This window comes from Streptomyces capitiformicae (genome assembly GCF_002214185.1).
In the GTDB taxonomy this organism is placed as follows: Bacteria; Actinomycetota; Actinomycetes; order Streptomycetales; family Streptomycetaceae; genus Streptomyces; species Streptomyces capitiformicae.
Window position 1 is genome coordinate 6,820,506 of the sequence record NZ_CP022161.1, and the last position, 11,762, is coordinate 6,832,267.

Sequence of the window (11,762 nt, forward strand, 5' to 3'; positions counted from 1 at the left end):
AAGCCGGCGTCAGGGTATCCAGCCGGCGTCCTTGGCGATCCGTATGGCGTCGATCCGGTTGCGTGCGTTGAGCTTGGCGACGATGGTCGTGAGGTAGTTGCGGACGGTGCCCTTGGTCAGGAAGAGGGCGCCGGCTATCTCGTCGGCGTCCGCCCCACGGGCGGCGAGCCGGAGCACCTCGGTTTCGCGGGGCGAGAGCGGGGACTCCATCGCCTCCCACGCGGAGAGCGCCAGTTGGGGGTCGACGACCCGCTTTCCCGCGGCCACCGCCCGGACCGAGTGGGCGAGTTGGTAGGGAGGTGCGTCCTTGAGGAGGAAGCCGCAGACGTGGGCCGACAGAGCCCGGCGGACCATTCCCGGACGGCCGAGGCTGGTGAGGATGAGAACACGGCAGGCCGGAAGCCGTTCGTGCAGTTCCGCGGCGGCGGTGATCCCATCGGTTCCGGGCAGATCGATGTCGACGACGGCTACGTCGGGCCGTGTGCGCAGCGCGGTCTCCACGATGAGGTCACCGCGGTCCACGGAGGCGACGACCTGAAGGTCCGGTTCCAGTTCCAGCAGGGCGATCAGTGCTCCCCGGACCATGTGCACATCCTCGGCGAGCAGAATCTTCACCGACAGCATTGATGCCCCCTGATCAAGCGTGCCCGTGTGGTGTGGTGCTGATTATGCGATCTTTTCCATGGCAGTGGTTGCTGCCGTGGAACAGATCGGTCGGACAGGTACCTCTGCCACAAGGCGAAACCGGCCGTCGTCGTGCACCCCGGCCGTCAGCCGGCCGCCGACCGCGTCCAGCCGGGTGCGAAGATTCCCCAGGCCGCTGCCGCTCGATGAGGCGGACCGGTCTTTCTCGACCACCCCGTCGTTCACCAGGACGAGCCGTACGGTCTCCCCTTCCCGGACGGCCCTGATGTCGCACGACTGTGCCTTGCTGTGTCGCAGGATATTGGTGATCCCCTCCCGCAGGGTGGTCGCGAGCGCCGTATCCACGCCTGGGTGCAGCCGACCACAGGTTATGTCCACGGTGGTCCGTATGTCCGCGGCCGCCATGACCGTCGCGGCCGACTCGGCCTCGTCCGCCAGCGACATCTCGCGATAGCTACTGGCCACCAGGCGCGCGTCCGCGACCGCCTGCCGGGACACCTCCAGCACCGAGGCCACCTCATCGAGGGCGCGCCCGGGCTGGGCCACTATCAGACGGTGGATCAGCTCACACTTCAGCGTGATCGCGGAGAGGCTGTAACCCAGCAGATCGTGCACGTCCCTGGAGAAGCGCAGGCGCTCCTGAGCGACGGCCATACGAGTCAACTCGGCCCTGGCGGCATGGACTTCGTGAACCAGGTCGGTCAGCCGGGTGAGCCCGTAGAGGACGAGGCCGGTCAGCAGGGTGGTGATGGGCGCGTAGAGCTGGCTGATCACCGGAAGGTGGAGCACATGGGCGTAGACACCGATCGAGGCCGCCACCAGACCGAAGAGGATCCAGGACAGCGGACCGGGCAGCATGAGCAGGATCGAGGCACCGAGTATCCCGCCCATGCTGCCCCAGGTGATGCCGAACCACGCGAACGGCAGGAAGGTGAGGACGGCCTGGATGCCGAGCGTGAGGACCTTCCACCGCAGAGGCCGACGACGGGTCCTCGGCGAATTGTGCAGCAACTGCATCCCGAAGAGGGCCGTCACACAGACCAGACACAGTGTCAGCTTGCCCGGCCCGGGCTTCTCCCACAGGACGTTGAGCAGGAGAACGGCCGTATAGCCGCACAGGACGGTAATGGTGATGATCTTGGATACGAGTGTTGCCGGAATGTCCCCGCCCGGGAGGGGTCTTCGCGTCCCGTCCTCGGGTATGGGAGCGTCTAACCCCTGTTGCTCGGTTCCGGGTCTCTGGAGGACATCGTCATGATTGACTCCGGTTTCCGGGTGGCGAAAGGGGTCAGCCATGCAGTGTCTCCTCGTCAGACCGCTGGATCTGAGTTCGAAATATACGTGGTCTTGGTCTGGGAGAGGCTGACGGAACGGGTATTGATTACGCGAACATGGGGATCGGGTTCAGATCCTCATAAGTGACCGGTTGTTCGCGAAGACCGAGGCGCACCGGCACGTCGTACAGACGTCCCGGAGCGAACCTCGCCCAGTAGTGCCGCAGGCCCGGCACCACGACCTTGACCACCGGCAGGCCCACGTCGGGCCGCGTCTGGTCGAGGACGAGCAACTCCATCCCGTGCCGCGCCACCAGAGCGCTCGCCGCCTCGACGTCCTGGAGCAGATCGGTGCGGAGGGCGTGGGGGAAGTGGGTCGGTGGCCGGGGTGACTCGGCCGGGTCGGGCAGCAGGTACGGCTGGTTCCTGACGGTCGCCCGGGTCCACCAGGCCAGGATCTCCGGGTCGTCCACACCGTATCCGGTGCCGTCCGCCCGCGCGCCGGCCGCGGGCGACAGCAGTTGTCCCATCTCGGTGACCGCCCGGCGCAGGGCGAGCCGCGGGTCGAAGTGCGCGCCGAAGCCGAACGCGATGTCCTCCGCCGGTTTGTCGGTGCGCCGGGACAGTGCCACGACCACGGGGATGCCCAGGTCCGAGGTGAGATCCAATGCCCACAGCTCGCGGTTCAAACGCCCGTACGTGTCCCGTAGTTCGGTGAGCCAGGGCTCGTCGAAGGCGTTCAGGTCGAGCGCGGGCTGCCTGGTCCGGTTGTACCACCACAGGGCGACCGCGTCCCGCTCCACCAGTTCCAGGAAGCCCTGGACGATCGCGTCCTCCAGGCTGCTCCCGGCGGCGTTGCCGTTGGAGTCCGCCCAGGGCAGGCCCTCGGGCGCGGGGTTGGTGAAGTAGAGCATCGACGTGGGCAGCAGCCGCTGTCGGCCCGTGGCGAGGGAGTGCACCGGCGTCCACTCGATGGGGCGCCCGGTATCGAAGGGGGCGCACACCTGCTGGAACGCCGAGTGCGTGGCGTTCCAGCCGGCGCGATCACGGAACTGCCGTTCGTGGAAGAGTTGGCAGGCGTTGGGGTGGACGGCCACCCCGCCGAGCTCGTCGAGCGATCCGACAACGACCGCTTCGTCGCCCTGCCGGGTTCCGCAGAAACGTTCCACCGCCTCGCAGAGGGCGCCGACCTCCGCCTCCTCCGCGGTCACGCCCTTGCCGCCGCTCAGCCGCCTCAGGCCCGTGCGGACCTCGCCCGGAGTGCGTCCGGCCAGTGCCAGATTGTGGCCGGAGAGAAAGCAGGTGAGGCCCTCGGGGGCGTTCGGATCCTGGGTGATCTCCGAGACGATCCCGGTGACCGGATCGGCCAGATGCCCGTGACGCTCCAGCACCGAACGGGACGACAGCGCACGGTGGTTCGAGCCGGTGTGCCGTGCCTTGGGGCGGGACACCAGATGTATCGGCTGGAACGCGCGCCGGGCCACGAGGGAGCTGTCCCCGCACACCGGGCACTGCGGGCGGCGGGTCACCGGGTGGTGCGCGGAGCGCAGCGTGCAGGTGTCCAGCGTGTACACGTGCTGCTGGTTCTCGTGCCGTACCCCCGCGATCCACTTGGCGGCCTCCAGCACCGCTGCCTGGAGGCCCAGGGCCCGGCCCGCGGCCAGTGAGGCCTCCGGTACCGACATCGGCCCGGCGGACCCGACGGCGCGGCACACCGCCTGCTCCGCCGAGCGGTGCGCACGCAGCCGGTGTGCCAGACAGGACCAGCAGGGGCCCTCCCCGGGCGAGAAGACCGGCCCCAGCCAGGTCTCCGCGCCGCAGGGCTTGGCCGGCAGCCACGGACGCGACGCGGCCCGCATCCGCAGGTCGACCTCGCCCAGCTCCGGTGCGAGATAGTCCTCGCACAGGACGAGCGAGAGCCCCGCGCCGGGGCCCTCGCCGTCGCCCGCGACCGTGAGTCCCGCCGCCCGGCAGGCCTCGACGGCGGCCGCCCGGTCGGCACTCCCGACGGCGATCACCTCCACCGGCGTACGGGCGATGTTGGTGATGGCGGCACTGCCGTCGCCGAGCAGATCCCAGTAGGCCCGGCAGGCCGTGTCCGCCGACTCCGGCGTGGCCACGTCCCGGTAGCCGATGAGATTGGCCTTCGCCAGCTCTCCCACCACCCGGCCGGCCTCCGGGACCGGCATCCAGGAGGCCGCCTCGCGCAACAGGCAGGGCAGTGTGCGGGTGCCGTCCAGCAGCGGAGCGAGCGCCGCGACGTGGGGGCCGTGCAGCACCGTCACGCCGCGGGCGGAGAGCAGGTACACGGCCTCGTCGCCGATCGCCTCGACCCTCAGATGGCGTTTGAACCCCACGGTGGGTACGTGGGGAGCCGGAATCTGGCTCACCACCGGGCAGCCGCCGCCGGGACGTTCGGCTCCTCGGGGTTGGGGCCGACGGTGGTCCAGGTCGGAATGGCCATGGCTCCCGCGGCGGACCGGCTCAGGTCCTCGATGACCACGGCGGTACCGGTGGAAGCCGGCTCCGTGGCAGGCAGACCGAACTCGGCCAGAACGAGGGCCGGGCTGTTCGCGTAGCGCTGGGCCAGCTCCGGCTCCAGGCCGGCGCGGGCGGTCAGTTCGGCGAAGCGGAGATCTTCCTCGGTGAGGTGCACGGTGACGGGCGCGGGCTTCACGACGGCGATGTCCATGATCGGGTCCTTCCCACGGTACGAGACTCACGTTCGACGGATTCGAGCGGATGCTCCATGTCTGTGCGGTGAGATTTTCAGCCGAGCGGAGCGAGCCAGGGGAGTGTGAGGGTCATGGGGTGACTATGAAGTTTTCATGATTGCGTTCATGCGTTGCTCACTGGGCGCCCCCCACCGCGGATGGGACTCTGCTCTGCATGCTCCGAGCGAGGATGCCCGGGTCTGGTGCCAGGGGCAGCGACTCGAAAGGGGAGAGCACGCAATGGAGATCAAGGTATTGGGACCACTGACCGCCCACGAGCATGGGGTCTCCGTGGTCCCCAGCGCGGCCAAGCCCCGGCAGATACTGGCCCTGTTGGCCCTGCATTCGGACCACGTCGTCACCGTCCCGACGCTGATGGCGGAGATCTGGGGTGAGAGGATTCCGCGCAGTGCGTCCACGACACTGCAGACGTACATCCTCCAGCTGCGCCGCAAGATCGCGGCCACTCTCGCCGGGGATCCCGCCCGCGACGCGAAGGACGTCCTGGTCACGCAGTTCGGCGGCTATCTGCTGCGGGTGCAGCCCGGCCAGGTCGACGTCCAGGAGTTCGAACAACTGGTGGCCGACGGCCGGCTGGCATTCGACGCCGCCGACTACCGCACCGCCTCACGGTTGCTGGGAAACGCTCTGGCCCTGTGGCAGGGCCCCGCGCTGGTGGACGTACGGGCGGGCAGCATGCTCGAACTGGAGGTGCTGCGCCTGGAGGAGAACCGCATGGCCGCGCTGGAGCGGCGGATCGACGCCGACCTGCGGCTGGGACGGCACGCGGAAGTGGTCCCGGAGCTACGGGTCCTGACCGCACGTCACCCGATGCACGAGCGGTTCTGTGCGCAACTCATGGTTGCCCTGCACCGGTCGGGCGGGTCCTGGCGAGCCTTGGAGGCGTACCAGCGGCTGCGCGGTGCCCTCGTCACGGAGCTCGGCCTGGAGCCCTCTCCGTCGCTACGGCAGCTCCACCACGCGGTGCTCTCGGGCGACACGGCACTGGACCAGCAGACGGCGGGAGTCGACTAGGGCGTGTTGCGAAAGTCCCGTCGTCCGCCCGGAGGGCGGGCCGGGCGGCGTCATGAGGGTCCCCCGCTCGAGCGAAGCCGAGAGTGGGGGAGCGTGCCAGGCGTCGGGCGGCAGGCGGGACTTTCGCAACACGCCCTAGGTGTATTGCCCTGTGAGGTTGGGGACGCGGCTGGCTGGTGGTTTGCCTGCGAGTGCGGTGTGTCCGCGGTGGTGATTGTAGGTGTGCAGCCAGCGGGGGAATGCCTCGCGTCGTTCGGTCTCTGTGCGGTAGGGGCGGGCGTAGGCCCATTCGTCGAGCAGGGTGCGGTTGAGGCGTTCGACCTTGCCGTTCGTCTGCGGCCGGTAGGGCCGGGTGCGCTTGTGGGTGATCCCGGCCGCGGTGAGGGTGTCGCGCCAGAGGCGGGACTTGTAGCAGGAGCCGTTGTCGGTCAGCACGCGTTCGACGGTGATTCCGACGCCGGCGAAGAATGCCTGGGCCCGGGCCCAGAACGCGGTGGCGGTCTCTTTGCGTTCGTCGGTGAGGATCTCGCTGTGGGCCAGGCGGGAGTGGTCGTCGACGGCGGTGTGGATGTAGCTGTAGCCGGCCCCCGAGCGGGTCCTTCGGCCCGCCTGCCGGCCCAGAGTCTTGTGTCCGCCACCGTCGGGGATGTTGCCGAGCTTTTTGATGTCTACGTGCACCAGCTCGCCCGGCCGCCGGCGTTCGTAGCGGCGTATGACCCGGCCCGTGGCCCGGTCCAGGTGCGTGAGGCGGGCCGGACCGAAGCGGGTCAGCACGCGGTGCACGGTGGAGGGCACCAGCCGCAGCAGGTGCGCGATGCGGGCCGGTCCCCAGCGGCGCAGGACACGGACGTTGATGATGCGCCGTTCGGTGCGGCCGGGCGTGCGGCGGGGGCTGGTGTGCGGGCAGCTGGAGCGGTCGGCCATGCCTGCTTCGCCGAGCGTCCGGTAGCGGTCGGCCCAGCGCCGGGCGGTGGTCGGCGAGACCTGGAAGCGTTCGGCAGCCCGGCGCAGGGGCCAGCCGTCCTCGACCACGCAGCGGGCCAGACGCAGACGGCCGGTCTCGGTCAGGGGTGCATTACGGTGGGGCACGAGGGCCTTTCGGTCGGTGTTGACGTCGCAATCCACACCGAACTCGAAAGGCCCTCACCTGTTCAAGATCCCTCAGCCGAGACCTGCCTCACCCGTCCACAACCTCCCGAGCCAGAACACCTAGGTCTGCTCCGGCGGATCCCGCCCGGCCGCCGGCCGCGAGCCACCGGCCTGTCGGACCCACCGGGGTTCTCCACCCCACCTTCAGCCCACCTCGAGCAGCGGTTCCTACGTTCGGGCGATGACGACCTTCGATGAACTCCTGGCCACGGCACCCCCGCCCGACCTGCGCCGGGCCACCGCGGAGCTGAATCTTCTGAAGGAAGAGGTGAGCCGGGGCCCCGACCCGGACGCCACACGCCGCCAGCACGCCAAGGGAAAGCTCACGGTCCGGGAGCGTCTCGACCTGCTCTTCGACCCGGGCACGTTCACCGAGATCGAGCCGCTGCGCCGCCACCGCGCCACCGGCTTCGGCCTGGAGGACCGCAAACCGCATGGCGACGGTGTGGTCATCGGCTGGGGGCAGGTGCACGGCCGCACCGTCTTCGCCTACGCCCACGACTTCCGCGTCTTCGCCGGCGCTCTGGGAGAGGCCCACGCCGCGAAGGTCCACAAGGTGATGGATCTGGCCGTGTCCGCGGGGGCGCCCCTGGTCGGTCTCAACGACGGAGCCGGGGCCCGCATCCAGGAGGGCGTCACCGCGCTGGCGGGCTACGGCGGGATCTTCCAGCGCAACACCCGGGCCTCGGGGGTCATCCCGCAGCTCAGCGTCATGCTCGGCCCGTGTGCGGGCGGCGCCGCCTACTCCCCGGCCTTGACGGACTTCGTGTTCATGGTCCGCGAGACCTCCCAGATGTTCATCACCGGACCCGACGTGGTGCAGGCGGTGACCGGCGAGGAGATCACCCACAACGGTCTCGGCGGCGCGGACGTGCACGCCGGCATGTCGGGCGTGGCCGGGTTCTGCTACGACGACGAGACCGAGTGCCTGGAGGACGTCCGCTTCCTGCTGTCGCTGCTGCCGCAGAACAACCGCGAGCTGCCCCCGGAGGCCCACAGCGCCGACCCGGCCGACCGGCGCACCGACTCCCTGACCTCCCTCGTCCCCGCCGACCCCGCCCAGGCGTACGACATGCGCGCCGTCATCGAGGAGATCGTCGACGAGGGCGAGTTCTTCGAGGTGCACGAGGCCTGGGCCCGCAATGTGGTGTGCGCCTTCGCGCGGCTCGGCGGGCAGGTGGTGGGCGTCGTAGCCAATCAGCCCGCCACGCTGGCCGGGGTGCTGGACATCCACGGCTCGGAGAAGGCGGCACGATTCGTCTCCATCTGCGACGCGTTCAACATCCCGCTGGTGACACTGGTGGACGTGCCGGGTTTCCTGCCGGGGGTGGACCAGGAGCACGGCGGGATCATCCGGCACGGCGCGAAGCTGCTGTACGCGTACTGCAACGCATCCGTGCCCCGGATCTCCCTCGTGCTGCGCAAGGCGTACGGCGGCGCCTACATCGTCATGGACTCCCGCTCGATCGGGGCCGATCTGTCCTTCGCCTGGCCGACGAACGAGATCGCGGTGATGGGGGCGGAAGGGGCTGCGAACGTGGTCTTCCGGCGGGAGATCGCCGCCGCCGACGACCCTGAGGCGACTCGCGCCCGGCTGGTCGAGGGGTACAAGTCGGAGCTGATGCATCCGTACTACGCCGCGGAGCGGGGGCTGATAGACGACGTCATCGATCCCGGCGACACCCGCCGGGTGCTGATCCGCTCGCTGGCCATGCTGCGGGGCAAACACACCGAGCTACCGGACCGAAAGCACGGCAACGTGCCCCTGTGACGCGGCCCGGGTTCCCTGCCTGGCGCCCGCGCCGTCCTCAACGCCGGCATCCGTTCGACCAACCAGCCGGGGCGACGATCGGGAGGTGCGCAGCACTCGTGGCCGTCACCGGCGCGTGGTGGTGGACGGTCGGCGAACTCGGGTGGTCGAGGTGTCTTCGATGCGGGCGGTGCGCAGGTGTGGGGCAGGGCCTGGGCTTAAAGGCTCATGTATTCGGAAATGATGTCCCCGAACGATTGTCTGGGCCGCTGCCGGTGCAAGGACGGGCAGCGGCTCTTGAGTGCCGGGAGCCGTGAATCGGCCCGGTGCGCGGGGAGGAGCCTTTCGTGCGTGAGCCCTTGTACCTGCAGCCACGGCTCGAACCACCGCTCAGCTCGTTACTGGCCGCCCCGGACCTCCTGCACACGCTTGTCGACGCGCTCGGCTCCCCCCTCAACGTGCTGCTGCCCGACCGGATCGCCGAGAACGCCGAGCGTTTCCGCGCCGTCTACCGCAGGCACCACCTCGGCGGCCGGATCTCCTTCGCCCACAAGGCGAACCGCTCCAGCGCCCTGCTGCGGCGGCTGGCCGTCACCGACCCGGCCGCGGTCGGCGTCGACGTTGCGTCCCTGAGCGAGTTGCAGCACGCCCTGGGCTGCGGTTTCACCCCCGACCGCATCACGGCCACCGGACCCAAGGACCCCGCGTTCCTCTGGCTCGCCGCCCGCAGCGGAGTGACCGTGCACCCCGACTCGGTGACGGAGCTGGAGCAACTGGCCGAGCTGGTACGCAAGTTCGCGCTGCCGCGCATCGCCGCCGTACCTCGGCTGTCCGGGTTCGAAACCGGCACCGGTACAGGAGCCGCCACCGGCACCGGCACCGGTGCCTCCGGAGTGAAGGTGCTCTCCCGGCGCAGCCGCTTCGGCACGCCCGTGGGCGAGGTGGGCGCGCTGCTGGACACGCTCGAACGGCACCGGGACGCCGTCGAGCCGGTCGGCGTGGCGTACCACCTGGACACGACCGGGCTGGCGGAGAAGGCCGTCGCGCTGGAGAGTTGCGTCGGCGTCATGGACGAACTCCGTGCGCGGGGGCTGGATCCGCGGTTCGTGGACATCGGCGGCGGCTTCGGCGTCAGCTATGTCCAGGACGCCGCCCAGTGGGACCGGTACACCACCGAACTGGCGGGCGCCGTACTCGGCACCCGGCCCGCCATGACCTGGCGCGGTCACGGCTACGGTCTGCGCAACGAGGGCGGCACGCTGCGCGGAGCACTGGGCCTGTACCCCGCCCACCGCCCGACAGCGGGGCCCGGCTACCTCGACGCACTCCTCTCCGCGCCCGCCCCCGCCTCGGGGCGCCCGCCGGCCACGCTTCTCCTGGAGCACCTCTACGACCTGTCCATCCAGCCCGGCAGGGCCCTGCTCGACCAGTGCGGCGCCGTACTGGCGCGGGTGCTCGACGTGCGGCCCACCGGTTCGGGCGACCACCTGGTGCGCCTCGGCCTGAACGCCGGGGACATGAGCCTGGAGGAGCACGGGGTCATCGTCGATCCCGTGCTGCTTCCCCACGGCGGCGGTGGTGGCGGTGTGCAGGACGCGGACGACGGGCCGGTCACGGTCCACCTTTTCGGAAACCTGTGTCTGGAGGCCGACCTGATCACCCGACGGACCGTGTTCCTTCCCCGGCTCCCACGCGTCGGCGACCTGCTCGCCTTCGCCAACACCGCGGGCTACGCGATGGACTTCCACGCCCACTCCGCTCAGCGGCAGCCCCTCGCCCGTACGGTCGCCGTGACGCGGGACGGCGGTTCCTGGCGATGGTGCCTGGACGAGGAGTACTGGCCGATCACACGACCGGGGGGACCTGCATGAGGTACGACAGCATCACCGACGCCATCGGCAACACCCCGCTGGTGCGCATCGACCCGGCCGTGCACGGCCTCACCCACATCGACCTGTACGCCAAGCTGGAGATGCTCAACCCCTTCGGCTCGGTCAAGGACCGGCCCGCGTGGAACATGGCCCGTCCGCACCTCGCCGCTGCGGCCGAACGCGGCGAGACCGTCGTGGAACTCTCCAGCGGGAACACGGCGAAGGCGCTGGCCCTGCTCGCGGGCATGCACGGCCTGAAGTTCAAGAGCGTCACCAACCGGATGCGGATCCCGGAGATCAAGGAACTGCTCCTGCTCCTCGGCGCCGAGATCGAGGAACTGCCGGGCCAGAGCGAGTGCCTCGACCCGACCGACACCGACGACCCGTTGACCCGCTTTCACCAGGCACTCGCCGAGCCCGGCGGCGCCTATCTGCACACCGACCAGTACTTCAACCCGCGCAACACCGAGGCGCACGCGACGGGCACCGGCCCGGAGATCATCAAGGACCTCGAGGGCCGGGCACCGGACTGGTTCATCGCCTGTGTGGGCACCGCCGGTTCGTCCACCGGCGTGGCCAGGGTGCTGCGCGAACACGACCCGGACGTACGGGTCCTCGGCCTGGTCGCCCACAAGTCGGACTTCATCCCCGGCATCCGCACCATCGACGAGGTGCACCAGGTCGGCCTCTTCGACCCGGCGACCTACGACACGATCGAGTCGGTGACCGCCGACGAGGCCATCGACGGCATGATGACGCTGATCCGCCGCTGCGGACTCCTGTCCGGGCCCACGGGCGGAGCCGCCTTCCAGGGTGCGATACGTCATCTCCGCACGGTGGACGAGGAGTTGACCGAACGGCAAACCGCGGTGTTCATCGTCTGCGACCGTGCCGAGAGCTACCTCGGTTACGTGCGGCAGCGCCGCCCCGAACTGCTCGGCAGGCCGCCCCGGAAGAACTCGGCGGCGACCCTCACCGAGGCGGAGGTACGGGACGAGGCCAAGGTCATCGACATCGACGCCGCTCGTCGCTGGATCGACGCAGATCCCGCGCCGCTCGTCATCGACCTGCGCGGACCGCACGCGTACGCCGCGCTGCACATCGACGGCTCGGTCAACATCGCCGACGAACTCTTCGACGAACTCCTGCGCGGCGGGCTGCCCTTCAGCAGGCGGCGGCCGGTGCTGCTGGCCTGCCCGGTCGGCGAGAAGTCCGCCCGCTACGCCGCGCTGCTGACCCGCATGGGGCACCCGGACGTACGCAGCCTGTCCGGTGGCATCGTCGCCTGGCGGGACGCCGGCGCACCTCTGGTCCGGGACTGACC

At 69.9% G+C, this 11,762-nt stretch carries 9 protein-coding genes; 4 read left to right on the forward strand and 5 right to left on the reverse strand.

Translation table 11 applies throughout. The features are described from left to right. Nucleotides 1–9: 9 nt before the first annotated feature. The 4 genes from CES90_RS30425 to CES90_RS30440 all read right to left on the reverse strand — a co-directional run bounded on the left by CES90_RS30425 (nt 10) and on the right by CES90_RS30440 (nt 4,611). Nucleotides 10–624: a response regulator transcription factor gene (locus CES90_RS30425; protein ID WP_189787180.1), complete on the reverse strand. Its 615-nt coding sequence runs from the start codon at nt 622–624 to the stop codon at nt 10–12. Nucleotides 625–666: 42 nt separating this feature from the next. Beyond that, complete coding sequence (locus CES90_RS30430) at nt 667–1,941, reverse strand: sensor histidine kinase (protein WP_189787181.1); 1,275 nt, start codon at nt 1,939–1,941, stop codon at nt 667–669. An 85-nt stretch (nt 1,942–2,026) separates the two neighbouring features. Beyond that, on the reverse strand, nt 2,027–4,276 hold the full coding sequence (locus CES90_RS30435; RefSeq protein ID WP_229914323.1) for a TOMM precursor leader peptide-binding protein: 2,250 nt from the start codon (nt 4,274–4,276) through the stop codon (nt 2,027–2,029). Nucleotides 4,277–4,305: 29 nt separating this feature from the next. Then, a complete protein-coding gene (locus tag CES90_RS30440; RefSeq protein WP_189787183.1) occupies nt 4,306–4,611 on the reverse strand; it encodes a hypothetical protein in 306 nt (101 codons plus the stop codon). Nucleotides 4,612–4,873: 262 nt separating this feature from the next. Between CES90_RS30440 and CES90_RS30445 the strand changes: the two genes are divergently transcribed. Then, nucleotides 4,874–5,668: an AfsR/SARP family transcriptional regulator gene (locus tag CES90_RS30445; RefSeq protein WP_189787184.1), complete on the forward strand. Its 795-nt coding sequence runs from the start codon at nt 4,874–4,876 to the stop codon at nt 5,666–5,668. Between the two features lie 135 nt (nt 5,669–5,803). On the opposite strand, the gene CES90_RS30450 is transcribed toward CES90_RS30445, so the two are convergent. Continuing rightward, a complete protein-coding gene (locus tag CES90_RS30450) occupies nt 5,804–6,757 on the reverse strand; it encodes an IS481 family transposase (RefSeq protein WP_189787185.1) in 954 nt (317 codons plus the stop codon). 241 nt (nt 6,758–6,998) lie between these two features. Here CES90_RS30450 and CES90_RS30455 point away from each other — a divergent pair, with 241 nt between their 5' ends. The 3 genes from CES90_RS30455 (at nt 6,999) to CES90_RS30465 (ending at nt 11,760) form a co-directional block, all read left to right on the forward strand. Further along, nucleotides 6,999–8,588: an acyl-CoA carboxylase subunit beta gene (locus CES90_RS30455; RefSeq protein WP_189787186.1), complete on the forward strand. Its 1,590-nt coding sequence runs from the start codon at nt 6,999–7,001 to the stop codon at nt 8,586–8,588. Between the two features lie 326 nt (nt 8,589–8,914). Beyond that, complete coding sequence (locus CES90_RS30460; protein WP_189787187.1) at nt 8,915–10,438, forward strand: type III PLP-dependent enzyme domain-containing protein; 1,524 nt, start codon at nt 8,915–8,917, stop codon at nt 10,436–10,438. Then, the gene (locus tag CES90_RS30465) at nt 10,435–11,760 is read left to right on the forward strand and encodes a pyridoxal-phosphate dependent enzyme (RefSeq protein WP_189787188.1); all 1,326 of its coding nucleotides are present in this window, start codon (nt 10,435–10,437) and stop codon (nt 11,758–11,760) included. Before CES90_RS30460 ends, CES90_RS30465 begins: the two co-directional genes overlap by 4 nt. Nucleotides 11,761–11,762 lie beyond the last annotated feature (2 nt).

Coding starts and splice junctions, on each gene's coding strand:
- CES90_RS30455 (WP_189787186.1), top strand. CDS start 6,999: ATGACGACCTTCGATGAACTCCTGGCCACGGCACCCCCGCCCGACCTG.
- CES90_RS30465 (WP_189787188.1), top strand. CDS start 10,435: ATGAGGTACGACAGCATCACCGACGCCATCGGCAACACCCCGCTGGTG.
- CES90_RS30430 (WP_189787181.1), bottom strand. CDS start 1,941: ATGGCTGACCCCTTTCGCCACCCGGAAACCGGAGTCAATCATGACGAT.
- CES90_RS30445 (WP_189787184.1), top strand. CDS start 4,874: ATGGAGATCAAGGTATTGGGACCACTGACCGCCCACGAGCATGGGGTC.
- CES90_RS30440 (WP_189787183.1), bottom strand. CDS start 4,611: ATGGACATCGCCGTCGTGAAGCCCGCGCCCGTCACCGTGCACCTCACC.
- CES90_RS30425 (WP_189787180.1), bottom strand. CDS start 624: ATGCTGTCGGTGAAGATTCTGCTCGCCGAGGATGTGCACATGGTCCGG.